Origin of the sequence: Streptomyces sp. NBC_00094, from assembly GCF_026343125.1 — a bacterium.
In the GTDB taxonomy this organism is placed as follows: domain Bacteria; phylum Actinomycetota; class Actinomycetes; order Streptomycetales; family Streptomycetaceae; genus Streptomyces.
In genome coordinates this window covers 1,004,798-1,027,978 of record NZ_JAPEMB010000001.1, presented here as the reverse complement: position 1 = coordinate 1,027,978, position 23,181 = coordinate 1,004,798, and the positions used below count along the sequence as shown (strand labels likewise).

Genomic DNA, 23,181 nt, shown 5'->3' with positions numbered 1-23,181 from the left:
TCACCGAGGCCGGTTCTCGCGGGCGTCGCGGTACCGTCGCGGCATGTCTGAAGTCCGGTTGACCACGCCCTCCTTCCTCGTGCTCGGCATCATCGACCAGCTGGGCGAGGCCAGTCCGTACGACGTGAAGGTCGAGGCCGCGCGCACGGTCGCCCCCTTCTGGTCGATGCCCCACGCGCAGGTCTACGCGCAGTGCGACCGGCTGCTCGAAGCGGGCCTGTTGTCGGAGGTCCGGCAGGCCGGTGGCCGGAACCGGCGCCTGATGAAGCTGACGAAGGAGGGGAAGGCGGCTCTGCGCGGCTGGCTCGCCGACTCCTCCTTCGTCCCGGTGGAGGCCCGCGAGCGCGGCATCCTCAAGCTGTGGTTCGGCGCGAGCCCGCGCGTCCACGCCCCGGTGCAGGTCGACGAGCATCGGCGCACGCTCGACGAGTACGAGGAACTCGCCGAGGGTGTGGGCGCGTTGCTGACGCGCGGTCAGCGCGAGGCGCTGGAGTTCGGCATCCGGTACGAGCGGATGATGGTCGACTTCTGGCAGTGGGTGGAGGGCCGCGAACCCTGATCCGCGGCGACGGCGACACCGGCGGCACCGCGCCGTCGCCGACGTTGTTACCGACGGTGTTACCGACCGGTTGACCTCCGTCGCGTCCGGCCCTACCTTCCTCCATAGTCCAATAAGGACTATCGCGCGTTCGGAGGGGGAACCGCCGTGGGGCGTCCGACAAGCACGAGACGAGGGAGGGCAGCCGCCCTCGCCGTGACGGTGGTCTGCCTGGCGTACGCGCCGATCGCGGTCACCGAGCTCTGGCCCTACGCCCGCCCCGGGGCACCCGCCCTCGGCGAGTGGCTCCTCGGCCGGTCCGTCTCCCCGGAGTTCGTGGCCGAGGCCGTGCGCGACCGGATGGGACCGTACAGCCGCAGCCTGGCCCCGCTGATCCTGCACTCCGTCCTCGGCGGCCTGCTGATGCTGCTCGGCCCCGTACAACTGCTCACGGCGCTGCGGCGGCGCGTCCGGCTGCACCGGATCACCGGGACCGTCTTCGCCGTCACCGTGTACGTGTCGATGGCCGGTGCCGCCCTCTACCTCGTCCGCACCCCACCGGAGCAGGCGTTCAGCGGGGCCGCGTTCTGGATCGTCCTCGCCACGATCCTGGTCGGCACCGTCGGCAGCGTGAGCCTCGGCGTCCTCGCCGCGATCCGGGGCCTCCCGGACCTGCACCAGCGCTGGATGCTGCTCTGCTATGGCTTCCTGATGACCGCCCCGCTGCTCCGCCTCGAATGGGGCTTCCTGCCCTCGCTCTACCCGGGGCTGTCGATCCAGGACATCAACCGCGTCGCGATCATGCACCTCGGCGCCCTCGTCTCCTTCGGCGCGCTGCTCGCCTCCCGCGCGCTCGACCGGCGTGCCACCGTCCCCGGCGTGACCGGCACCTGGTGCCCCGCTCCGGTCATGGCCGCCGTCCACCTCGCCGGGGCCGCAGGACTGGCCTGGACCACGGTCGCCTTCCTCGACCACGGGGCCGGAGGACGCCGACTGCTCCTCGCCTACGTCGTCCCGTACGCCGTCACCTACGCCGTCATCGTGGTGCGGGCGGCACGCGCGCGCGTGCGGGGTGCCGACTGGGCGCGGGAGGAGTGGCGGATGCACCTGGCGGCACTGTGCCTCGCCCCCGCGTTCTCGGCGGTGACCGTGCCCGTACTGGAGCGGACCATGGGACTCGACCGGCTCACGGCCCTCGTCGCGGGCGTCGGCACCGGCTGCGGCGTGCTCGCCTACGCGGCCGTCACCGTGGTGAGCCTGCGTGTGCTGCACGGCCGTGAACTCCTCAAGCGGCAGCGACCGTTCGCGGAGCGGCCGGCTACCGGCCCCGCGCCCGTGTCCGTCGCGGCGCGGGAAGGGGACCACCGATGAGCGCCACGGAGAAGCCGACGGCCCGCGAAGCCGACACGCTCGACGGCAGGGAACTCTCGCCCGCCGTGGTGATCCTGAGCAGCGTCGTCGGCGGCATCAGCCTCACCGTCGGCGCCCTCCTCGCGGTGGCGAGCCTGACCGGCCACGCGGCGGGCGCCTGGGTGTCCCCGGAGGCGCTCAGCCCCGGTCTCGTCGGGGCGGCCATGGCCGGCGTCGCACCCGCGCTGTTCACCATCGGCCGGGCCCGCGTCTGGGAGGAGGTACGGAGCCTCGTCCTGCCGCTCGTGACCGTCCTCGTGGGTCTCTTCACGGTGACCCTGCTCAACGGCGGCGCCCTCCAGGCCGTCCACGGCGGCCCGTTGTTCCTCGCCCTGTTCAGCCTCGGCTGGGTCGCCACGCTCGGACTGCTCGCCCTCGCCGCCGTGGTGTGCCTCGCCGCGCAGTACCGCAGGCCCGCCCCGGCGCCGGGCGTCGAGCGCCTTCGGGTCGCACCGCTGCCCGGCTGGTCGAAGCCGCTGCTCGCGGTTCTCGGATCGGGGTGGCTCGGCATCGGCGCGGGCCTGCTGGCCTTCCCCGCCTTCTGGGGCCCGCTCGTACCGTGGACGGTCAACCGCGCCGACGCGCAGGGCCTGGGCGTCTGGGCGCTTTCGCTCGGCGTCGGCGTCCTCGCCTCCCTGGTCGAGGACGACCTGGCCCGAATCCGCCCCGCCCTCACGGCCGTCCCCGCCGTGGCCCTGGCGACCGCCGTCGTCCTCGCCGTCCACGCCCGGACCGTCGACTGGACGTCGGGCCCGGGCGCCTCGCTCCTCGCCCTCGTCACCGGCCTGCTGGCCACCGGAGTCTCCGGCCGCCGACTCCTGACAAGAGCCGAGGCCGCGCCGGAGAGCCCCCCGGCGGCCGGTCGTCGCTCCCCCGGAAGTGGCTCCGGTCCACGCCTTGGTCGCTGAGCCCGGGGCCGAGCGTCGTGGCAAGGACGCGCTGCGGCGCCGAGGGAGCTCCCCCTCGAACTCGACCTGGCAGGCGTGGTCTCGAACGCCACCGAACCCCCGCAGCCTGGAACAGGTCGATGATCCACGGACCTTGGCCGTTCGGCGGCGACCTGCCCGGCAGGGACTCACGCCGGATCCGGCAGGTCCATCAGCGCGAGCTTGGCCGGGTCGATCACGACCGTGATGCCGGTGATCCGGCCGTCGGCGACGGTGAACGCGAGGACCGAGAGCGGGGCGCCGTCCTCGCGCCAGGAAATGATCCCCGGGAGGCCGTTGACGAGCACCGCCCGCCCCTGCGTGGCCGCACTGGCGGACAGTTGCGCGCCGGCTGCGACCTTGGTGGCGCCGAGGGTGACGACCACGCCGGACGGGGTGTTGACGGTCAGTTTCACCTCGGGGTCGAGTACCCGCAGCAACCCCTCGAAGTCGCCGCGGCGAGCCGCCGCCAGGAAGGCCTGGACCACCTCTCGCTGCTCCCGTCCGCCGCCGGTCGGCCGCTCGATCGCCTGCACCTTCCTGCGGGCGCGGCTGGCGAGCATCTTGGCGGCGGCGGTGGACTTGCCGAGGATCTGGCCGATCTCGTCGAACGGCACCGCGAACAGGTCGTGCAGCACGAACGCCAGCCGCTCGCTCGGCCCGAGCGACTCCAGAACGACGAGGAGCGCGAGCCCGACCGAGTCGGCGAGCACCGCGTCGTCCTCGGGAGCAGGATTGTCGTCGAGCGTCACGACGAGCTCGGACAGTCCGTCGCCGTAGGACGCCTCCGGGCGGGCCTCGCGCGATCGCAGGACATCGAGGCTGATCCGGCCGACCACCGTGGTCAGCCAGCCGGCGAGGTTGTGGATGGTCGCCGTGTCCTGGCGGGAGAGCCGCAGCCAGGCCTCCTGGACCACGTCCTCGGCATCGGCGTGCGACCCGAGCATGCGGTGGGCGACCGCGCGCAGCCGGTCGCGCTGGGCCTCGAACGTCTCGGCTATCGGGTCCGTCGGGCTGGTGTCGGACATCTTGTTACCTTCCTCGGCTCTGCTCCGTCATGGGTGATGACGGGCCCGGAGGGGCGCAGGTAACCGATGAACCATCGATGAAGGAGCAGGACCGATGGAAGCACGTGTGAAGAGCCCGGCTAATCCCGACGTGATCACGGCGATCCAGCACCTCTACAAGGCGATTCACGCCGGGGGCGTGGACAGGCGTCTGCTGTCGCTGGTCCATCTGCGTGTCAGCCAGATCAACGGCTGCAGCCCGTGCGTCTTCGCCACGATCCAGTCGGCGAAGCAGGCCGGTGAGACGGAGGAGCGGCTGCACCACGTGGTCGCGTGGCGCGAGACGCCCTTCTACACCGATGAGGAGCGGGCGGCCCTCGCCCTGACCGAGGCCGCCACCCGGCTCCAGGACGGCGCACCGGGGGTCACCGACGAGATCTGGGACGCCGCCGCCGACCACTTCAGCGAGGAGCAACTGGGCGCGATCACCCTGGAGATCGCGATGACCAACTTCTTCAACCGGATCAACCACACGGTCCGGGAGCAGGCCGGCAAGACCTGGTGAGAGCCGGGCGGGGCGTCATCCCCCGGAGGCGCCTTCTTGACGTCGAGGGATGACGCCCCCCCACAGACCGAAACTCCGGGTCACTAGGCCGGCCGAGGCGACCTCTAGGGCCTGTCTGACAATTCCCGCCGGGTCCGGCCCGCCCGGCACGCACGCTCGACGCACGGCCGAAACGCCCACGTAGCTCCGCTACGAGGACGTCCCGACCGCACGCCGATCGCACGCACCGAACGCCCCGGCCTGATCCGACGCGAATTGTCAGACAGGCCCTAGCGCCGGCGGTCCCCGAGGGTGCCGTCGGGGCGCGGTGTCACCGGGCTCCGCTCGGCGAGGTGGGCGTCCATGGTGGCGTTCAGATCGGTCATGAACTGCTCGAACTGTTCCAGGAGTTGTGGCGGGTAGGGGGACATCGCCGCATCGAGGCGGCCGGCGAGCGGGCCGAAGAACTCGTCCGCCCGCTCCTGGATGTGCGGGCCGCCGCGCAGGGTGACGATGCGCCGGTCGGAGTGCTCGCGGGTGCGGGTGATGTGCCCGGCCGCTTCGAGGCGGTTCAGGAGCGCGGTCGTGGCGCCCGTGGACAGGGAGATGCGCTCGCTCAGCCGGGCCGGTGACAGCGGGGTCCCGCGTTCTTCGGCGGCCGCGATCTCCAGCACCGCGGTCGCGTCGGTGGAGTGCAGGCCCAGCCATGCCGCGAAACGCCGGCTGAGCTCGGCGTAGTGGCCGCCGTAGATCCGCAGCCCTTCCATCAGCCGCTCGCGCCGCGCCGCGACACCGTCGCCCATCGCTTCCTCCACCGGGCCCTCTTCTCTCCTGCCGGGCGTCCAGGTGGGCGGCCCGCTTTGACAACCTACCTTCACCATTTTACCTTCATGATGGAATTACTTCACCATGGAGGTATCTGGCGTGCGTGACCCGTCCCCCACCCCTGACGAGACGACCGAGCCCTACCGATGGCGGTGGCTGATCCTGGCGGTGATGATCGTCGCGGAGATCATGGATCTCCTGGACGCCTCGATCGTCAACGTCGCCGGGCCGGCCCTGGAGGACTCCCTCGGCGCCGGTTCCGTCGGACTGCAGTGGGTGATCGGCGGCTACGCCCTCACCCTGGGCGCCGGGCTCGTGCTCGGCGGCCGGCTCGGCGACCGCTACGGCCGGCGCCGGATGTTCCTGATCGGCCTGGCGGCCTTCACCGCGAGTTCGCTGCTGTGCGCCATCGCGCCGAGCATCGAGTTGCTGATCGCCTTCCGCCTGCTGCAGGGCACCGCCGGAGCGATCCTGCTGCCCCAGGGTCTGGGTCTGCTGCGGGAGAACTTCTCCGGCCCCGAGCTCACCAAGGTCTTCGCGATCTTCGGACCCGTCCTGGGCCTGGGCGGCATCATCGGCCCGGTCCTGGGCGGTTTCCTCATCGAGGGCGACTTCTTCGGCCTGGGCTGGCGATCGGTGTTCCTGATCAACCTGCCCATCGGAATCGCGGCGCTGATCGTCGCCGCGAAGTTCGTGCCCAAGAAGGCGGGCGACCTCACGGTACGGGTCGACATGACCGGCGCCGCACTGGTCGTGGCGTCCTGCGCCCTGCTGGTGCTGCCGCTCAACCAGGGACAGGAGAACGGCTGGCCGCTGTGGACATGGCTGTCCATGGCCGCCTCGGTGATCGGTTTCGCCCTCTTCGCCCTCCAGCAGCGCCGCGCGGCCGCCGCGGGCCGCGAGCCGCTGGTGACCCCGGGCCTGCTCCGCAAGCCGGCCTTCACCGTCGGCCTCGGCGGCATCGCCCTGTTCTTCGGCGGACTGATCGGCACCCAGCTCGTACTGACCTTGTTCCTCCAGATCGGCCGGCACTTCACCGCCGGCGACGCGGGACTGGGCAACCTGCCCCTCGCCGTGGGAACCGCGATCGGCGGCGCCATCAGCGGCGCGTTCCTCGCCGACAAGATCGGCCGCAAAGTGCTGCAGATCGGACCGCTCGTCCAGCTGGCCGGCGCGGCCGTACTGTGGTTCGAGATCGACGGCCTCGACGCCGCCTCGTTCTCGATCTGGGACATCGTTCCCGGCACAGCGGTGGCGGGCATCGGCGCCGGCATGGTGATCGCCGCCCTGTTCAGCTTCATCCTCGCCGCGGTCGACGACGACGAGATCGGTTCCGCCTCCGGTGTCCTGTCGGCCGTGCAGGCCATCGGCGGCTCCATCGGCGTCGCGATCTTCGGCTCGGTGTTCTTCGCCCAGGCCAAGACCGGTGACTTCACCGGCGGATTCCACCGCGCGCTGATCGTCCAGGCGTGCTTGCTGACGGCGTTCCTCGCGATCACCTTCCTGCTGCCCAGGAAGGGTCGCCCTGACGACGAGCAGCACGGCATCGCCACCGAGCCCGCCACCGGCTCCGACGCGAAGCAGCACCTCACCGTGTGAAGCACAGCTGGGGAGAGCGCCCACGGAAGCGGTCTCCCCGGCACCGACGCGGGCCGGCCGGGCAACCTCACCCGACTGCACGCCACGGGAAGAGCCCGGAGCGAAGGCCGCTGTTGGCCTACGGGACAGCCTTAGGTCGTGTCCGGCGGATCAGGGCCGGACGCGACCTAGCCCGCCAGCCGCTCCCGGAACTCCTCCAGGTCGGACAGGAACCAGGTCTGCGTACCGCGGTTGCACTCCCGTACGAAGTCGCGGAGCGGTGAACTGGCCTCCGTGTGAACGGAGATGTCGCCGACCACGGCGAGCCCGAGCCGGTAGTTGACGGCCTTCTGGATGATGTCGCCCGCGACCCGGGTGCGCAGCTGGAAGAAGGACGCGTCGAACCGTTCGGCCGGGACGACGATCCAGCGGGCCTCCTGGTACCAGGCGTCGCCGATGAGATCCAGGATGTCGGCCTCGGCGGCGATGGACGCGCCCTCGGCGGCGCAGAGGAGGGCGGGGATGCCGTGGATCTTCTCGACGGTGTTCATGGGCGTCAGGCTAGCCCGCGAGGTCCGGCCCGCGTAGGGGGATTCCGGGCGGCCGGCGGGGACCGGGGAAATCCTGTGGAGCCGCGGGGGCGGTGCGGGCGAGGATGGCCGGATGACGCAGCTCTCGCAGCCCGTGGACGCCCTGATCGTCGTGGACGTGCAGTCGGCCTTCGTCGTCGGGGACGGGGCCGTGCCCGCGGCCGGCCGGCTCGTCGAGCGGACGGCGGACCTCATCGCCCGGGCCCGGAGGGGCGGCGCGCTCGTCGTCCATCTCCAGAACGACGGGCCGCCCGGGGCGGAGGACGAGCCCCACACCCCGGGCTGGGAGCTCCACCACCCCGTCGAGCCGGGCCCCCGGGAGCTCGTCATCCGCAAGCCCCGTGACGACGGCTTCCACGCGACCTCGCTCGGCGACGTACTCGGCGCCGCGGGCATCCGGGCGGTCGCCGTCTGCGGCGTGATGTCCGAGATGTGCGTCCAGGCGACGGCCCGTACGGCCCTGGCGCGCGGCTACCGGGTCGTCGTGCCCCACGACGCCCACGCGACCCAGGACTGCCCGGCGGTGCCGGGGGTCCACGAGGCCGTGCCGGCCGCGACGGTCTCCCGGGTCGCCGCGTACGCCCTCGGGAGCGACGCGGAGGTCACCGTACCGGCCGCGGACGTCACGTTCACGGCGCCCGCGGCCGGCTGAACGGGCCCCGCGTCAGCCCCGGAAGGTCTCCGGGCGCACGGGGGAGGCGTCGGCGAGGGCCTTCGTCACGGAGTCCACGCCCTCCCGGAGGCCGTAGACAGGGGTGTCCGGCTGCTGGCGCCAGGAGTCGTCGATGCCGCCCGCGTCCACCGTGTCGAAGCCGAGCTCGTCGATGAGGAGCCGGATCTTCGCCTTCGCCGCCGCGTCGTCCCCGGCCACGGGCAGGGCCAGCCGCTCCGGGTCGCCCGCCGGGCGCGGACGGTCCAGTATGTCCTCCGCGTAGGTGCCGTTGAAGGCCTTCACCACCGGGTGGCCGAGCTGCCGCTCGATCCAGCGGCTCTCGGTCAGCCCGTCGTCCTCGATGGCGGCGATGCGGCCGTCGCGCTCGCGGGGGTAGTAGTTGTTCGTGTCGAGGACCGTGAAGCCCTCGGCCGCGCCGTCGAACAGCCCCGCCGGAAGGTCCGGGACGTTCTTGAGCGGGACGGTCACGACGACGATCTCCGCGCCGCGGGCGGCCTCGGAGGCGGCGACGGGCGTGGCGCCCGTCTCCGCCGCGAGCGCGGCCAGGGTCTCCGGGCCGCGGGAGTTGGCCACGGACACGTCGTGGCCCAGGGCGGTGAGACGACGGGTCAGATTGCCGCCGATGTTCCCGGCGCCGATGATGCCGATCTTCATGGTGGGTTCCTTCTGTCGCGACGGTGCGTGTTCGCGGGCTGTCGTTCTCCAGCATCCGTCACCCGGTCGCGACCACCGCACGAATCGCGCCATGGGACGTCCCGGGACGGCGGCGAGCTGACTGTCCAAAGGCCCGCCGCCCTCTCTACGGTGGTCACGGCGCGGGCGCCCCTTCGGTGCCGCGCGCGACACGGAGACGGGGGAGCGGTGGAAGAGCTGGCGGCGCTCGCCATGGCGGGGGTGACGACCGTCTTCGGACTCGTCGTCACGGACGCCTGGGAGCAGGCCAAGTCGCGCGACTGGCGACTGTTCGGCCGGCGGGGTTCCGGCGGCGACGCCGGGCAGGTCGCCGGAGAGCTGGAGGAGGCCGGGCGCGAGGCGGCTTCGGCTCGTGCCGCCGGGGACGAGACGGAAGCGCGCGCGATCGAGGAGCGCTGGGGCGACCGGCTCCTCCAGGTGCTCCGCGACGACCCGCGGGCCGTCGCCGAACTGCAGGACCTGATCGCCGCGTTCGGGCCGCCGACCACGACCACGTACATCAGCGGTGATGTGAACCACGGCCCCGCCTTCCAGGGCGCGCGGATCCGCGGCGACATGACCTTCCACGTGCACCAGGCTCCCGCTCCCTCCCCCGTGCCTTCCGAGCCGCCGCCCGACCAGGTTCCCGAACTCACCGCCGCGTTCGTCAACCGGACCGCCGACCTCGGCGAGCTCGACCGCTGGTTCCCGCGGCCCGGGGCCTCCACCGCGGCCGGGGCGCGGGCCCCCCGGGTCGGCATCGGCGTCCTCCACGGACTGCCCGGCGTGGGCAAGACGGCCACCGCCTGGCACTGGGCCGCGTCGGCCCGGGAGCGGTACCCCGACGGCCAGTTGTACGTGGACTTCGCCGCCCTGCGCGGACAGAGCGGCGGCGACGTCTCCGAGGCCGTCGCCATGTGCCTGCGCAGCCTCGGCGTCACCGACGACTACATGCCCCGAACCCTTCAGGAGCGGGCCGCGCTCTTCCGCTCCCGCACCGCCGAGCGGCGGCTGCTCGTCGTCCTGGACGACGTCGGCCAGCCGGCCCAGGTCCGCCCCCTCGTCCCCAAGGGCCCCGGCAGCGCGGTGCTGGTCACCAGCCAGTCGGCGCTTGGCGAGCTGGCCCTCGACGGGGCCAGGACACTCGCGCTCCGGCCCCTCGACCGGGACGGCGCGCTGCTCCTGCTGGCCGAGGGCAGCGACGAGGAGACCGTCGCGGCCGATCCGGCCGCCGCCGAGCGCCTCGTCGAGCTGTGCGGCGGGCTGCCCGTCGCCCTGCGGATCGTCGGGGCCCGGCTGCGCACCGACCCCGGGCTCACGGCTGCCGCCCTGGCCCGGGAACTCGCCGACGAGAACCGCAGGCTCGACGGCATGTCCCTGGGAGGCGCGTACTCGATGTCCGCCGTACTGAACCCGACCTACCGGCTGCTCCCCGCCGGGGCCGCCCGCCTCTACCGGTACCTCGGCTGGCACCCGTGCCGTACGTACGACGTCGACACGGCCGCCGCAGCCCTCGGCGCCACAGCCGCGGACACCGCGCCGCTCCTCGGCCGGCTCGCCGAAGACGGCCTGATCGAGCGGACCTCCGACGGCCGCTACCGCATGCACGACCTCGTACGGCTGCACGCGCGTGAGCGCGCGGACGCGGAGGAGCCCCCCACCGGCGAGGCCACGCTCGTCGGCCGGGTCCTCACCCACTGTCTGGTCCGCACCGCCCTCGCCGACCGGGCGATCCGCGCGGACCGGCTACGGGTCGCCGATCTCGACGCGCTCCTGGCCGGGGTGGAGGACCCCTTCGCCGCGCCGGAGGGGAACGGCTCGCGGCCGAACGCGCCGTCCGGCGCGCGGCCCGCCCCGCCGTCCGGCCGGCGGACCGACCCGCTCTCCTGGTTGGAGAGCCGCAGTGCCGACCTCCTCGACGTGCTGCGCGCCGGGGCCGCCCAGGACGGCCTGGACACCCTCGTGTGGCAGCTGGCCGAGGCGTACACCGTGCTCTTCCTCCACCAGCGGGCCCTCGGCCCGTGGCGCGAATCCCTCGAACTGGGCGCCCGGGCCGCCGCGCGGGCGGTGGCCCCGGCCGCCGAGGCCCGGCTGCGCAGCCTGCTCTCGCGGCCGCTGCTCGACCTGGGGGAGGACGAGCGGGCACGCGCGGAGCTGGACGCCGCCCTCGCCTGCGCCGAGATCGCCGGGCACACCGTGCTCAGCGCCTCCGTCCGCGAGTTCGACGGGCGGTACTGGGACCGGCACGACCCGGCCCGCGCCGTCGACGCGTACCGCGCGTCCCTCGATCTCAACATCCGGGCCGGTGAAGCGCGTGGCGCGGGCATCGCGACGTACTTCCTCGGCTGCGCCCAGGACGCCGCCGAGGAGCACACGACCGCGCTCGCCACCCTGCGCGCCGCCCACCGGATGCTGTCGGAGTGCCGGGACCCGCGCATGGCCGCGCGGGCCACGGCCGCCCTCGGCATCGCCCACGACCACCTGGGGGACGCGGAGGAGGCGATGCGTGCCCTGGAGGACGCGGCCGGCGTCCTGCGGGCCGAGCGGGCCACCCACTACGAGGCCCAGGCCCTCGTCGCCCTCGCGGACATCGCCGAACGCACCGGCGCGCGCCGGGACGAGGTCCCCGAGTGGCTGGACCGGGCCGCCCGCGTCCACGAGGCCGGCGGGAGCCCGCTGGCGCCGGTGCTGCGGGAACGCCTGCGGGCGCTCGGGGCGGCGGACGAAGCCGGTTCGGAAGGCTAAGCCGGTACGGAGGGGGAAGCCGCTACGGAGGGGGAAGCCCGGCCGGAGTGAGGAACCGGAACCCGAAGGAGGGCCATCGGCGGACGCCGCTGTGGCCCTCAGCCGACGGCCGGTCCTAGGCGCTGGCGCAGGACGAGATCCTCCGCGTGAGGGGGGCCGCTACGCACGGAGGCCGGACCCTGACCCCGCAGGGGGAGTCCCGCGCGTACGGACACGGGGCCGTCCAGGGGGAGCCCGGCGAGCAGACACGCGTACACGGCCGCCGCCGGCAGCTCAGGGCCGCCGGCGGTGCCGGTGGAGGTGTCGGGGCCTCCGTCGGGATCTGCCGTACGAGGAGAGGCCGAGGTGGGCCGCGTCGTGGCGGTCTCGACGATCCGGCCGTCGCGCAGGCCCACCAGGTGGCCGCCCGACCCGAGGGAGACCGCGGCGGCGAGGCAGCCCGGCCGTGCGGCGAGCGTCTCGCCGATCCAGCGGAGCGCGGCCGCCACAGCCGGGGCCGGGGCCGCTGCCAGGACGACGGACGCGCTCTCCACGATCCGCAGGTCGCGCTCCGCCTCCGTGCACGCGAGATGGACGAAGAGCCCGTCGGACTCCGGGGCGGACGGGTCCGTCGCCACGGCGGACGGAATCCGCTCCACCTCGACCACCACCCTGCCGGACGCTCCGGCGCCCTCGGACACGCGTGTGCGCACCTGCCAGGACGTGACGGGCTCGGCGGTGAGCCGCACCGGGGCCAGGGTGCGGACGGGCGGCGGGCCGGACGACGGCTCCGGCAGGCGCAGCAGCTCGTACAGCGCCGCTCGCAGCCGCCCGAGGGCCCGGCCCGGTTCGCTGAACGCCAGCTCCGCCACGTCTCCGTACGCCGCCCGCGCCACCGGCTCCGACGCGGCCTCCACCTGCGGGCGCGGGTCCCGACGGGGGTCGAGGCGCGGGGCGTGACGTCCGAGTACCTCGGCCGCCGTGCCGGGCACCGAGTCGCTCCCGAAGGCCGCGAGGAGCACCGGACGGCCGAGGGCCGCGCCGTACAGGGTCACCGAACCGTGGTCGCCGACGACCAGGTCCGCGGCGAGGAGCACCGAGCGCCACGCGTGCACCGGCGGCACCAGGAGCAGCCCGGCGTCGAGCGCCGCGGCGAGGTTCCCGCGGAGCTGCCAGGAGCCGTGCGCAGCCCACACGTTGGGGTGGACGATCGCCGCCACGCGGTACGCGTCGTACGGCAGCGAGCCGAGGAGCCGCGCCGGGAGGTCCGGGTGTTCGGCGAGCAGCGACGTCGGTCCCCAGGTCGAACTGACCACCACCAGCCGCTGGTTCTCGCCGACACCGAGCGCGGAACGGTACGCGGGACGCCGTCCCGCGCTCGCCGCCAGCTCGTCGAAGCACGGGTCGCCGACGAGCAGGGTCCGTCCGGCGGCCTTGGGGTGCGCGGCGACCAGCTGTTCCGCCTGGTCCGGATGGGAGGTGGCGAGCCACGCCCGGCCCGCTTCCAGGAGCGCGTCGGGCACGAGCCCAGAGAGCCGGACGCGGTCCGCGCGCGAGTCCGGCACGTACTTCTGGAATCCGATGCCGTGCGGGAGGACGAGGACGGGGCAGACGCCGGCGGGGACGTCGACGTTCTCGCTCGCGGTGAGGACGAGGTCCGGGGCGATGTCGCCCAGCTGCGACCAGGGCATCACGCGGCAGCCGGCGTCGTGGAGGAGATCGAGGACGCCGTCGTTGAACGCGGAGGTGGGGTCGTACGCGAAGACGACGCTCACGCGGCTGTCGTCGCGCAGCACGGCGGGGAGGCACTCCAGGACCCGGGTGGTGGAGACGACGGTCCGCGCGGCGACGACGAGTGTCCGCTCGGCGGGGAAGGTCCTCCACCGCTCGGCGTCCTGCCCGACGGGAACGCGGAGGGGCAGGTCAGCGTGCATGGCCACGCCACCGACGTACGTCGAGCCCGCCGGCGTCAGCTACGCGGCTCGCGGCTCGCGGCTCGCGGCTCGCGGCTCGCGGCTCGCGGCTCGCGGCTCGCGGCTCGCGGCTCGCGGCTCGCGGCTCGCGGCTCGCGGCTCGCGGCTCGCGGCTCGCGGCTCGCGGCTCGCGGCTCGCGGCTCGCGGCTCGCGGCTCGCGGCTCGCGGACATCGTCCGGTTACCTCAATTTCTGGGGGAAGACAAGGAACCCGCGGCCCGGCTCCGGGCCGTCCGCCACTTTATCCGCTTCGTATCCGCTCCATCCGCTCCATCCGCTTCGTCTCGGCTCCGGCTCGGCTCCGCCCTTCGCCGACGACTCCGTGCGCGGAACGGGGAGCCGTCAAGTGAGTGAATTGCATAATTCTGCAAATAGTTACATCCTGGTCCGGCTGCGCCCTCCGGTAGCCGCGGGCGGGGCGCCCCCGCTACAGAGGGAAGTCGACGCACATGACCATCGAATGGCGCTACACCGTTCAGCAGGAGCTCGGCGTGCTGTCCCTGGCCGGATTCCTCGGCGCCGACGCCCTCGGCCGCTTCACCGGCGCCGTCGGATGGGCGGTGGCGCGCGGCACCGGGCCGGTCGTCCTCGACCTGAGCAGGCTGCGCGGCTGGTCCGCGGGCGGTCAGGTCGCCGTCGCGGAGGCCGCCCGCCGGCTCCGGGACGTGGGCCGGAGTCTCGAACTCGCCGCGATCCCCGCCGACGGCTCCCTCGTCCCCGTGGGCGACGGCCCGGCGATCCCGGTCCACTGCGACCTGGCCGCCGCGTTCGCCGCGCACATCGACGCGGGCACGGAGCAGCGCGCCTGGCGCAGTGACGAGTGGCCCGCCGAGTGAGGCTCCGGGGGATCCGGTAGATCGCCGGCCCCGAAAGGGGCGAGGATGGGGGCATGGTGGAGAGAGCCGGGTCGACGCGACGTGCGGGGTGGGTGCGATGAGTACGCCGCTCTATCAGTTGAAGGCGGAGTTCTTCAAAACTCTGGGACACCCCGTCCGGATCCGCGTCCTGGAGCTGCTGAGCGAACGCGAGCACGCGGTCGCCGAGATGCTGCGCGACACCGGAGTCGAAGCGGCGTACCTCTCCCAGCAGTTGGCCGTTCTGCGCCGGGCGAACCTGGTCGTCGCCCGGCGCGAAGGCGTCACCGTGTACTACACGCTGACGAGCCCCAGGGTGGCCGAACTGCTGCTGGTGGCACGCTCGATCCTGTCCGGTGTCCTCGCGGGTCAGGCCGAACTGCTCGCCGACCTGCGGGCCGGCTCGCCCCGGAGGCCGTGACCCCCTGCACGTCGTACGGATCGGACGGACCGTCAGTCGGGCTTCCTCCCCGGCGCCTTGGTCACTCCTCCGCTTCCGGCTGGATCCCCGCGAGCAGGTTGAAGGCCCCCGTGAGCAGGTTGAGGGTGACCACCCCGACCACCTCCGCGATCACCCGGTCGCTCCAGCCGTGTGCCCGTACCTCGGCGACGTCCTCGTCGGACAGGGCGCCCGGTTCGGCGAGGACCCGGAGCGCGAGGCCGATGAGCGCGGCCTCGCGCGGATCGGTCGACGTGCCCTGGCGTGCCAGCTCGATGTCGGTCTCGCTCAGACCCGCCGCGCGCCCGGCCGACCGGTGCGCCTCGCGGCAGGTTCCGCAGCCGATCCACTCCTGCGCGGCGAGCGACAGCTTCTCGCTGAGGGCGCGGGGGATCTTCACCCGCTTCATCGCCCGGGACAGGCTCAGATAGCCGTCGAGCAGCGCCGGCGAGTGCGCCATCGTCGACACCATCTCGCCGACCGAACCGTGCCGTTCGACGATGTCGGTCAGGAGCTCGCCGGCGCGGCCCGGTGCCTGTTCGGGGGTGAGCGCGGTCAGTCTTCTCGTCGTCACGAATCCTCCTCATTATACCCGTGGGGGGTATAACGAGGAGGGAGGGGATCGCGTTCCCGCGCGGCGGGTGGGATCAGGACAGCGTCAGGCGGGACGGTCCGTGGAACACCCAGTCCGGGGCGTACTCCACCTCCACCCCGGGCCTGGCGCCCGGGCCGAGCGCGGGGAGCCGGTCGAGGAGGACGCCGAGGCCGATCTCGGCCTCCGCGCGCGCCAGCGCCGCCCCCGCGCAGTAGTGGACGCCCAGCCCGAAGGCGCAGTGCCGGCCGCCGTCCCGGTGGATGTCGAGCACGTCGGGGTCCGGGAAGCGGGCCGGGTCCCGGTGGGCCGAGCCCAGGACGAGCTGCAGGCGGTCGCCCCGGCGGACCGTCCGCCCGGCGAGCTCCGTGTCCCGGTGCGCCCACCGCGTCACCATCTGGACCGGCGGATCGAAGCGCAGGAACTCGTCCACGGCGCCCGGTAACAGGCCCGGATCGTCCCGGAGTTCGCCCCTGACCTCGGGGCGGGCGATCAGCGCGAGCACCGCCTTGCCCAGCAGTCCCGTCGTCGTCTCGTGCCCGGCGGTCAGCAGGTGCGTACAGGTCGCCGCGAGCTCCGTCCCGCTCAGGGACGGGTCCTCGGCCCCGGCCCTGGCCAGCGCGGAGAGGAGGTCCCCCCGGTCCTCCGTGCGCCTCGCCGCCAACTCCCGGTGGAAGTAGCCGTCCAGCTCCTCCGCGGCCCGCTCGGCCCCGGCCAGCGCGTCCGGTGTCCGGTCGCCCCGGGTCCCGCCCGCCTGCTGGAGGGCGAGCGCCTGCGCACGGAACCACGGCCACCGCTCGGCCTCCACCCCGAGCAGCCCGCCGATGACCAGCAGCGGATACGGGGCGGCGAACCCTTCGACGAACTCCACCACGGGTCGCCGCGCGAGCGGCGCGACCAGCTCCTCCGCGATCTCCCGTACGCGCGGACGCAGCGCCGCCACCGCGGCGGCGCCGAGCGGCGGCGTGACCCGCGCGCGCAGCCGGGTGTGCCGGGGCGGGTCGAGGAAGACGAGCCAGTTCTCGACGACCCGCCGCAGCGTGACGTACCCGTCGGGGACCGGCGTCGTCCTCGCCGTCAGCGGGGACGCCCGGCCGAAGCTCCGCCCCGTCAGGACCTGCGTCACCTCCACGTGGCCGAAGAGGTACCAGGTGGTCGGCCCCGCCCCGCCGTCCGGGTTCCGTACGGCGTGCACCGGGTCGGTCTCCCGGTAGCGCCGGTAGACGGGGTACGGGTCGGCCAGGTCGAGCCGCGCCGGGTCGAAGGGCTCCGGTGAGCCCGCGCCCGCCCGGGCCCCCGCCGTCCGCCCACTCATGCGCCGGCCCCGCGTACGAGGTCCGCGATCCGCAGTGGATCGGCCGGCAGAGTGCCCCCGCGCCATGCCACGTGCCCGTCCGGGCGCACCAGGACGAACGGTCGCTCGTACCGCCACGCCACCTCCCTGTCGTGACAGTGCCGTACCCGCAGCGGGACCCGGCGATCGGCGAAGGCACGGACGAAGCCGTCCAGGGGACGTGGGCCCGGGCCCGGGCCCGGGATGGTGCCGACGCCGCCCTCCGGGCGGGTGGCCAGGTCGAAGCAGAGCAGGACGAACTCCCCGCCGAAGAGGTCGAGTGTCGACCGGCCCGGCCCGAGCCACGCGTGCGGAGCCCGTACCCCGGGAAGTGTCGTACGGTTCCAGGCCGGCCCGTCGGCCGTGGCGGGCCGCTCCCCACCGTCCGCCGGACCCGCCCGGCCCGCGAGTCCGGTGCCGCCCGCCCCGTCCGCGGCGCCCGGCCCGCCCTTCTCCTCGGCGATCGCCGGGGAGGCGTACCGGTGGGCGAAGTGCAGGTCGGGCGCGTCGAACTCCCGGAGCGGATCGGAGTCCGCGATCTCCCGGGCCAGTTCGGCGCGGGCCCGTTCCCCCTCCTCCGTCCCGTCGCGCAGCGCGGCCGAGAGCCGCCGGTCGACCGTCCGCCGCAGGTTCCGGTGACTCTCCTCCAGGCTGTCGACGGCGACCGGCCGCCGCTCGGTCTCGTACGTGTCGAGCAGCCCCGCCCCCGCCCAGCCGGCCAGCTCCGCCGCCAGCTTCCACCCGAGGTCGGCCGCGTCGCCGACGCCCGTCGCCAGCCCGAAGCCGCCCGAGGGCGACAGGGTGTGCGCCGCGTCCCCCGCGAGGAAGACCCGGCCGTCGCGGTACCGCGAGGCCACCCGGTGGGTCAGGTGCCAGGTCGCGTCCGACACCACCTCGACCGGTACGTCCACCGTCGTCGCCCGCCGTACGACCCGTTCGGCGTCGGCGGGCCCCGCCGGACACGTCAGCCGGTACAGGTCCCGGCCGTCGATCGCCCGCAGCGGGTACCGCAGGCCTCCCGGCTCCGTGACGAAGTGGACGAGCGCCGTCCGTGGACCGAGCAGGGCCCCGAGCCCCGGGGCCCGGAAGAGGATGTTCCGCAGGGTGCGGGTCCGGTGCCGCTCGGGCGCGTCGATGCCGCAGGCCTTGCGCACGGGCGAGGAGGCCCCGTCACAGCCCACCAGGAACCGGGCGTGCACCGTCGTCGGGACCCCGGCCCCGTCCACGAGGACCGCGCCGACCCGGTCGGGCTTGTGGCGGAACTCGACGAGCCGGGTGCCGAGCCGCACCGGCCCCGCCGGGCGGACCCCCAGGCGGGCGGTGAGCAGCGGTGCCAGCCAGTGCTGCGGGCAGATCGACTCCGGCTCCGGCGTGTACGAGGGCAGCGGCCGTGCGCCGGCCGTGCCGAGCCGCAGCCGGTACAGCTCGTGCTCGCCGACGGCGGTCACCCACGCGATGTCCAGGGTGTGGTCCGCCGGCCAGCCCGCTCCCCGGATCGCGTCCGCGACGCCCCAGCGCCGGAACGCCTCCATCGCGCGCGGGCCGACGGTGGAGACCCTCGGGTGGGCGACCCGCCCGTCCCCGGCCTCCACCAGCATGAAGTCCACGCCCCGATGGGTGAGGTCGAGGGCGAGCGCGAGCCCGACGGGCCCGCCGCCCACGATCAGCACCTCGGTCTCCTCGACCGGGGGCCACTTCCTGTTCTCCGACACGGTCTCAGCTCCTCCCCTCGTGCGCGAAACGCTCCGCGTACCACGTCATCAGCTCCGGCACCCGGTCCGGCACTCCCTCGCACTCCCCGGCCATCGCCGCGAGGTGCCGGAACCGCATCGCGAACCCGCGCCGCGCCACGTCGGCGCGCGCGATGTACACGGGCGGCTCCTCCAGCTCGAAGGAGGGCCCGGCCGTCCGCCCCCGCCACCCCGACTCCAGCGGCATGAGCTGCTCGGCGAGCGGGCGCATCATCCCCGTCATCACGTCGATGGCCGCGTTCATCAGCTTCGAGCGGCGCAGGCTCGCGTCCGGGCTCTCCCCGAAGTGCTGGACGATCAGCTGGAGCATCAGGAAGTAGCAGCGGTTGAAGAGCCGCATCACCTGCCGGGCGTGCGGGTCGCTCACCGCCGCCCGTCCGGGGTGGCCGGGGTCCAGCGTCGGATTGCGCAGCGACGGGTACGCCGGTTGCCACGGCGCTCCCTTCCCGCGCGGTCCGTCGGCGCGCTCCGTCATCAGGAGGTCGGCGAGGCGTACGAAGGTGTCGTGGTGGGACTCGGAGCCGGCCTTCTCCGTGTCGAGGACACCGCCCTCGCCCTGCTCGGTCACGAAGTCGACGGCGAAGAGCGCGCTCGACAGGTCGTCCACCTCCAACTGGTAGTCCGGATGGACGGCGTTGACCGCGCCGCCGACGAAGAGGTGGTGCTCGCCCCCGCCACGGCCCCGTTCCACCGGGAACAGGTCGGGGACGCGCGTCAGGCCCTCCCGGATGCCGGCGTACAGCTCGCTCGGCGAGCCGAACGGGCCGGGCCCGTCCGGGGCCCCGGTGCCGCCCGCGAGCCGCTCGGGCCGCTCGATGGCGATGAACCGCTGGAGGCTGCCCAGGTGCAGCGGCTCCAGGGCGAAGTCCAGCGGCAGCGGCAGCCGGCCCGGTGTGCCGAAGTCGATCTCCGGGACGTGGAAGGGCTCTCCCATCGCCATCAGGATGTTGTTGACGACGAGGAAGTGCATCATCTCCTCCCTGGCGACGTCGAAGAGGCTGTCCCTGACGCCCTTCGCCAGGCTCTCCCCGCCGTCCCCGCAGGCCAGCCGGAGCTGACGGGGGGTCCACACCCCGCTGCGGACGTACGCGAACCCCGTGCCGTGGGTGGGAACCGAGTACCCCGCGAAGAGGTACTGGAGACAGGTGGCGAGCTCCACCGTGACGGCCTGCCAGAGCGCCGACCGCAGCTGGGCCCGCGTGGTGATCTGCGGAGACGAACGGACCGGCGACGGAACGGCCGCCGGGGGTACGGCCGCCGCCGAGCTCTGCGCGCGCAGGTACGTGAGGAGCAGCCGCGCCTTGGGCAGGGACAGGTCCCGGGTCGGGGGCATGTAGTACGTCCGGTCCTTGTTCGCCGGGTCGCACATCTGCCAGATGAGCTTCGCGTACGTCTCCACCTTGCAGCGGTCCGCCAGGCTGAACACCTCGTCGCGCATGAACGGGAACAACTGCTCGTAGTACGCGAACACCTCGCGGTGCAGCAGTGCGAAGGTCACGTCCTGCGGGGGGACGGCGTCCAACTGCCAGTCGTCGGGCAGGACACGGACGGCGGCGGAGCCCGCCCAGGGCCAGAACCCGAGGGTGTCCTCGTGGTCGTAGCAGGCCTCGGCGGAGCCCGGGGCGGCCGGATCGTGCGGCGGCGCATCCTCGGGGCCGGCCGCGAGCAGCAGCCGTGCCGTGCCGGCCCGCGCCCCGGAGACGGTGAACCAGCCGCGCCCGCGCGCGTCCGTGGCGAAGCCGCACCGGGACGATCCGGCCCCACCGGACCCCTCCCCGGCGAGCGGCTTCTCCCCGGCGGTCCGGCCGGCTCGGAGCCGTACGATCTCGACGTCCCCGCAGCGGGCCGTCGGGGCGGAGGCCACCGGATCCAGCGGGAGGGCGCGAGGGTTGGGGAACTGCCGCACGACGACCTCGTCGAGCGCCGCCGGAACGCCCCGCAGGAAGGTCCGTACCGGGACCTCGACCGCGTGCTCGTCGCCGCGCTCGGGGTCCGGGTGCTCCAGGACCAGACAGGCCTCGTCGGTCAGGACGACGGCCTCGCGCTCCCGCAGCAGCACCGTGCGCGCGCCCCCACCGTCCGCGGCCGGGCGCACCAGGACGAGGCCCTCCTCCTCGGCCCGCCGCACCCCGTCCACGGACACGGCCGGTACGGTCACCACCTCGCCGCCCTCGGGCGCTCCGGCGGGCAGCACGGCGACCGGGAGGTCCGAGCGGGCCGTCCGCAGCTCCAGGGCCGAGCCCCCGTCCCGCACCGCCCCGGCGGAGGCGAAGGGCCGGTGCGCGAAAGGCCAGTTGAACGCGATCCCCTCCGGGGAGACCCGTACCGTGCAGGGGCCCGGCGCCCCGTCCGTGCGGGGCTCCCTCCCGTACGGGACGAGCAGCCGCCCCGCGGGGTGCGTGCGCGGCTCGTCCGGCCGCCAGGGCGCGACGGTGCCCCGTAGCCGCCACACCCCGGGCGCGTCCTCCGACTCCGGCCGGTTCTCCGGGTCTGTGGCCGCCGCCTCCAGGGCGAACTGGACAAGGATCCCGCCGCCCGCACCCTCCTCCACGGCGGCCCGCAGGGCGCGGACGGCGGGGGAGTCCGCCGCCCCCGCCGGCCAGTCGAGACCTTCCCCGGCGCCGATCGCGAACTGGTGGAGCGTCCGGCGGACCGGCGTGAAGCCGTGCCACCGGGGCGGCATGAAGCCGCTCACGTCTCCGAGGCACAGATATCCCGCGTCGTGCGAGCGGCCCTCACGCCCGAACGCGAACTGACCACCCATCAGCGTCGTCGTCCACGCCGAGGCGGGATCGACGTCGAAGACCCGGGCCCGGTTCACCGTCGTCCCCAGATACGGGTTGTGGTGCCCCCACAGGTCGACGGCCCGCCCGACGACCGGATCGGTCGTCTCGACCGCCCCGGCCGACCGCTCCACCCCGGTCACCCGGGCGTCCAGGACGAGATGGCCGTTCCCTGAGAAGTGGCCGCCGCGCGCCCCGTGTTCCGCCAGGTGCTCGTGGTACGCCTCGGCGGGCCCGTCCTCCCCGAACGGGCCCACGGCCGACGGACGTCCGGACCCGCCCTCCGCACCCCGCAGGGCGGTGTTGCGGGCCAGGTCCACGAGACCGCCGCGCGGCCCCGTGGGCAGACGGGTCACGGCCGTCCCGCCGAAGTACAGCCGGGGCAGGTCGAACACGCTCATGCCGCCTCCAGTCCGGCCCGCGGGGCCACGCCCCGGCCCGGCGCGTGCCGCGCGATCAGGTCCACGGCCTCAAGGGCCGACTCCACCGCCCCCTCGATCCACGCGGGTTCGGTCGCGCAGTGCTCTCCGGCGAAGAACATCCGGCGCTGCGGCCGCACGGCCCGCCTCCGCTGCTCCTCACAGGCGGCGGCGTCCCGCCCCCAACGGATGGTGCAGCCGCCCTCCGTCCACGGATGCCCGCCCCAGGCGAGGCTGGCGACGCCCCGCACCATCCCGCGGCGCAGCAGCTGCGGATGCATCCGCCCCAGCTCCTCGACGACCCTCCGGTGCCGCAGCGGGGGAGGCATCCGGCCGAGATGGTCGGCGTCCTCGCCGATCGTGTAGCTGGCGAGCAGGGCCGCGCCCTGGGCAGGGTCCCCGGGCCCGTCGGCCGCCGACGGCGGATAGTACGTCTGCCGGATCCGGCCCCCACTGAAGGAGGCGCCGCCCCGGATGCCCTCGCGCTCCCAGAACGGCTCGCGGCAGTGCACCGCCACCTTGGTCGCCGGGCAGTAGTCCACCTCGCGCACGACCGCGAGCTTGTCCTCGTCGAAGCCGCTCAGGGCGAGGCCCCGCAGCACGGAGAACGGCACGGTGCACAGGACGTAGTCGCAGCGCCGCACGGTCGCGCCGGGACCGCTCCCGATCCGTACGAGGACGTGGTCGGCGGCCACCTCGAAGCCGGACACCCGCTGCCCGAACCAGATCGGCCCGCGGACGCGGGCGGCGAGCCGCTGCACCAGCTGGTCCATGCCGCAGGCCAGCCGCACCAGTTCGGGGCTCGTCTCGGTGAGGATGTCGTCGAGGAAGCTGTTCAGACGGGTGCCGCAGCCGGCCCGGATCCCCGGGTGGGCGGCGAAGAGACCGTGCACGTCGATCCGGTCCTTGGCGTTGCCCAGGAGATGCGGGGACACGTCGAGCTCCTCGACGAGGTCGAGGAGGTTACGGGCGAGGTCACCGCGGAGACCGGCCCGCAGCCCCGGCGGGGCCACCGCGTCCACGACGGCCGCGAGCCACGCGCCGAACACCACGGTCTCCTCGCGGTAGTGGGTGCCGGGCAGCGCCGCGCGGACGTCGGCGATCAGCGCGCGGGGCGCGTCGCGGAGCCGGACGTGGCCGGTACTGGTCGTCAGATAGGCGTTCTCCTCGGAGAGCAGGGTGGTGAACGGGCGGACCTGATCGGCGAGACCGAGGTGCTCGACGTAGCGCATCGTGCGGTGGTGCGCGGTCGGGACGCGCATGGCGCCGAGCTCCACGAACGGGGCGCCCTCGGACGCCCCGAACCGGTGCGTGTGGACGCGGCCCCCCAGCCTGCGGCTGCCCTCGATGACCTCGACGCGGAACCCGAGCCGCTCCAGCTCGTACGCGGCGACCAGACCGGCCATCCCGGCGCCCACGACGCTGACCGTGCTGTTGGCGCGGGTGCGGCGCCGGGTGCGGGGCACGGTCCGCGGCAGGAGTTCCTGCACGGGTCCGGCGCGTGTGACGGCGGTGGCCGGCTGTGTGGCGGTGACGGTCTGCATGACGGT

19 protein-coding genes are annotated in these 23,181 nt (G+C 74.1%); 9 read left to right on the top strand and 10 right to left on the bottom strand.

Translation table 11 applies throughout. The features are described 5' to 3' along the window. Window positions 1–43 precede the first annotated feature (43 nt). The 3 genes from OG580_RS04265 to OG580_RS04255 all read left to right on the top strand — a co-directional run bounded on the left by OG580_RS04265 (window position 44) and on the right by OG580_RS04255 (window position 2,856). On the top strand, window positions 44–559 hold the full coding sequence (locus OG580_RS04265) for a PadR family transcriptional regulator (protein ID WP_267042294.1): 516 nt from the start codon (window positions 44–46) through the stop codon (window positions 557–559). 195 nt (window positions 560–754) lie between these two features. Continuing rightward, on the top strand, window positions 755–1,909 hold the full coding sequence (locus OG580_RS04260) for a DUF2306 domain-containing protein (protein WP_267042293.1): 1,155 nt from the start codon (window positions 755–757) through the stop codon (window positions 1,907–1,909). Beyond that, complete coding sequence (locus tag OG580_RS04255) at window positions 1,906–2,856, top strand: hypothetical protein (RefSeq protein ID WP_267042292.1); 951 nt, start codon at window positions 1,906–1,908, stop codon at window positions 2,854–2,856. The genes OG580_RS04260 and OG580_RS04255 overlap by 4 nt, the downstream gene beginning before the upstream one ends. A gap of 167 nt (window positions 2,857–3,023) precedes the next feature. On the opposite strand, the gene OG580_RS04250 is transcribed toward OG580_RS04255, so the two are convergent. Then, window positions 3,024–3,902, bottom strand: a complete 879-nt coding sequence (locus OG580_RS04250) for a sigma-70 family RNA polymerase sigma factor (protein WP_267042291.1) — start codon at window positions 3,900–3,902, stop codon at window positions 3,024–3,026. A 94-nt stretch (window positions 3,903–3,996) separates the two neighbouring features. On the opposite strand from OG580_RS04250, the gene OG580_RS04245 reads away from it, so the two are divergent. Next, entirely contained in the window at window positions 3,997–4,446 is a 450-nt protein-coding gene (locus OG580_RS04245; RefSeq protein WP_267042290.1) for a carboxymuconolactone decarboxylase family protein, read from the top strand. A 269-nt stretch (window positions 4,447–4,715) separates the two neighbouring features. On the opposite strand, the gene OG580_RS04240 is transcribed toward OG580_RS04245, so the two are convergent. Next, a complete protein-coding gene (locus OG580_RS04240; protein ID WP_267042289.1) occupies window positions 4,716–5,228 on the bottom strand; it encodes a MarR family winged helix-turn-helix transcriptional regulator in 513 nt (170 codons plus the stop codon). Between the two features lie 121 nt (window positions 5,229–5,349). On the opposite strand from OG580_RS04240, the gene OG580_RS04235 reads away from it, so the two are divergent. Further along, window positions 5,350–6,849, top strand: coding sequence for an MFS transporter (locus OG580_RS04235; protein ID WP_267042288.1), 1,500 nt, complete (start codon window positions 5,350–5,352; stop codon window positions 6,847–6,849). Between the two features lie 167 nt (window positions 6,850–7,016). On the opposite strand, the gene OG580_RS04230 is transcribed toward OG580_RS04235, so the two are convergent. Continuing rightward, window positions 7,017–7,379, bottom strand: coding sequence for a DUF4180 domain-containing protein (locus tag OG580_RS04230; RefSeq protein ID WP_267042287.1), 363 nt, complete (start codon window positions 7,377–7,379; stop codon window positions 7,017–7,019). 112 nt (window positions 7,380–7,491) lie between these two features. On the opposite strand from OG580_RS04230, the gene OG580_RS04225 reads away from it, so the two are divergent. Next, window positions 7,492–8,070, top strand: coding sequence for an isochorismatase family protein (locus OG580_RS04225; protein ID WP_267042286.1), 579 nt, complete (start codon window positions 7,492–7,494; stop codon window positions 8,068–8,070). A gap of 12 nt (window positions 8,071–8,082) precedes the next feature. Here the strand turns inward: OG580_RS04225 and OG580_RS04220 are convergent, their stop codons facing one another. Further along, window positions 8,083–8,838 carry an NADPH-dependent F420 reductase gene (locus OG580_RS04220; protein ID WP_267042285.1) on the bottom strand — a complete coding sequence of 252 codons (756 nt, stop codon included), beginning with the start codon at window positions 8,836–8,838 and terminating at the stop codon, window positions 8,083–8,085. A gap of 114 nt (window positions 8,839–8,952) precedes the next feature. Between OG580_RS04220 and OG580_RS04215 the strand changes: the two genes are divergently transcribed. Beyond that, on the top strand, window positions 8,953–11,508 hold the full coding sequence (locus tag OG580_RS04215) for an NB-ARC domain-containing protein (protein ID WP_267042284.1): 2,556 nt from the start codon (window positions 8,953–8,955) through the stop codon (window positions 11,506–11,508). 98 nt (window positions 11,509–11,606) lie between these two features. Here the strand turns inward: OG580_RS04215 and OG580_RS04210 are convergent, their stop codons facing one another. Beyond that, window positions 11,607–13,421, bottom strand: coding sequence for a hypothetical protein (locus tag OG580_RS04210; protein ID WP_267047888.1), 1,815 nt, complete (start codon window positions 13,419–13,421; stop codon window positions 11,607–11,609). A 488-nt stretch (window positions 13,422–13,909) separates the two neighbouring features. Between OG580_RS04210 and OG580_RS04205 the strand changes: the two genes are divergently transcribed. Beyond that, complete coding sequence (locus tag OG580_RS04205) at window positions 13,910–14,296, top strand: STAS domain-containing protein (RefSeq protein ID WP_267042283.1); 387 nt, start codon at window positions 13,910–13,912, stop codon at window positions 14,294–14,296. 97 nt (window positions 14,297–14,393) lie between these two features. Then, entirely contained in the window at window positions 14,394–14,735 is a 342-nt protein-coding gene (locus tag OG580_RS04200; RefSeq protein WP_267042282.1) for a helix-turn-helix transcriptional regulator, read from the top strand. A 61-nt stretch (window positions 14,736–14,796) separates the two neighbouring features. Here the strand turns inward: OG580_RS04200 and OG580_RS04195 are convergent, their stop codons facing one another. The 5 genes from OG580_RS04195 to OG580_RS04175 form a co-directional block, all read right to left on the bottom strand. Continuing rightward, on the bottom strand, window positions 14,797–15,327 hold the full coding sequence (locus tag OG580_RS04195) for a carboxymuconolactone decarboxylase family protein (protein ID WP_267042281.1): 531 nt from the start codon (window positions 15,325–15,327) through the stop codon (window positions 14,797–14,799). Between the two features lie 73 nt (window positions 15,328–15,400). Next, window positions 15,401–16,660, bottom strand: coding sequence for a cytochrome P450 (locus tag OG580_RS04190; protein WP_267042280.1), 1,260 nt, complete (start codon window positions 16,658–16,660; stop codon window positions 15,401–15,403). Continuing rightward, the gene (locus OG580_RS04185; RefSeq protein ID WP_267042279.1) at window positions 16,657–18,390 is read right to left on the bottom strand and encodes an FAD-dependent monooxygenase; all 1,734 of its coding nucleotides are present in this window, start codon (window positions 18,388–18,390) and stop codon (window positions 16,657–16,659) included. Before OG580_RS04185 ends, OG580_RS04190 begins: the two co-directional genes overlap by 4 nt. A 4-nt stretch (window positions 18,391–18,394) precedes the next feature. Then, the gene (locus tag OG580_RS04180; RefSeq protein ID WP_267042278.1) at window positions 18,395–21,613 is read right to left on the bottom strand and encodes a ferritin-like domain-containing protein; all 3,219 of its coding nucleotides are present in this window, start codon (window positions 21,611–21,613) and stop codon (window positions 18,395–18,397) included. Further along, window positions 21,610–23,175: an NAD(P)/FAD-dependent oxidoreductase gene (locus OG580_RS04175; protein WP_267042277.1), complete on the bottom strand. Its 1,566-nt coding sequence runs from the start codon at window positions 23,173–23,175 to the stop codon at window positions 21,610–21,612. Before OG580_RS04175 ends, OG580_RS04180 begins: the two co-directional genes overlap by 4 nt. Window positions 23,176–23,181 lie beyond the last annotated feature (6 nt).

Excerpts from the sequence above, each read along its gene's own strand:
- OG580_RS04265 (WP_267042294.1), top strand. The coding sequence starts at position 44 with ATGTCTGAAGTCCGGTTGACCACGCCCTCCTTCCTCGTGCTCGGCATC.
- OG580_RS04255 (WP_267042292.1), top strand. The coding sequence starts at position 1,906 with ATGAGCGCCACGGAGAAGCCGACGGCCCGCGAAGCCGACACGCTCGAC.
- OG580_RS04250 (WP_267042291.1), bottom strand. The coding sequence starts at position 3,902 with ATGTCCGACACCAGCCCGACGGACCCGATAGCCGAGACGTTCGAGGCC.
- OG580_RS04245 (WP_267042290.1), top strand. The coding sequence starts at position 3,997 with ATGGAAGCACGTGTGAAGAGCCCGGCTAATCCCGACGTGATCACGGCG.
- OG580_RS04240 (WP_267042289.1), bottom strand. The coding sequence starts at position 5,228 with ATGGGCGACGGTGTCGCGGCGCGGCGCGAGCGGCTGATGGAAGGGCTG.
- OG580_RS04230 (WP_267042287.1), bottom strand. The coding sequence starts at position 7,379 with ATGAACACCGTCGAGAAGATCCACGGCATCCCCGCCCTCCTCTGCGCC.
- OG580_RS04225 (WP_267042286.1), top strand. The coding sequence starts at position 7,492 with ATGACGCAGCTCTCGCAGCCCGTGGACGCCCTGATCGTCGTGGACGTG.
- OG580_RS04220 (WP_267042285.1), bottom strand. The coding sequence starts at position 8,838 with ATGGCGCGATTCGTGCGGTGGTCGCGACCGGGTGACGGATGCTGGAGA.
- OG580_RS04210 (WP_267047888.1), bottom strand. The coding sequence starts at position 13,421 with ATGCACGCTGACCTGCCCCTCCGCGTTCCCGTCGGGCAGGACGCCGAG.
- OG580_RS04205 (WP_267042283.1), top strand. The coding sequence starts at position 13,910 with ATGACCATCGAATGGCGCTACACCGTTCAGCAGGAGCTCGGCGTGCTG.
- OG580_RS04200 (WP_267042282.1), top strand. The coding sequence starts at position 14,394 with ATGAGTACGCCGCTCTATCAGTTGAAGGCGGAGTTCTTCAAAACTCTG.
- OG580_RS04190 (WP_267042280.1), bottom strand. The coding sequence starts at position 16,660 with ATGAGTGGGCGGACGGCGGGGGCCCGGGCGGGCGCGGGCTCACCGGAG.
- OG580_RS04180 (WP_267042278.1), bottom strand. The coding sequence starts at position 21,613 with ATGAGCGTGTTCGACCTGCCCCGGCTGTACTTCGGCGGGACGGCCGTG.
- OG580_RS04175 (WP_267042277.1), bottom strand. The coding sequence starts at position 23,175 with ATGCAGACCGTCACCGCCACACAGCCGGCCACCGCCGTCACACGCGCC.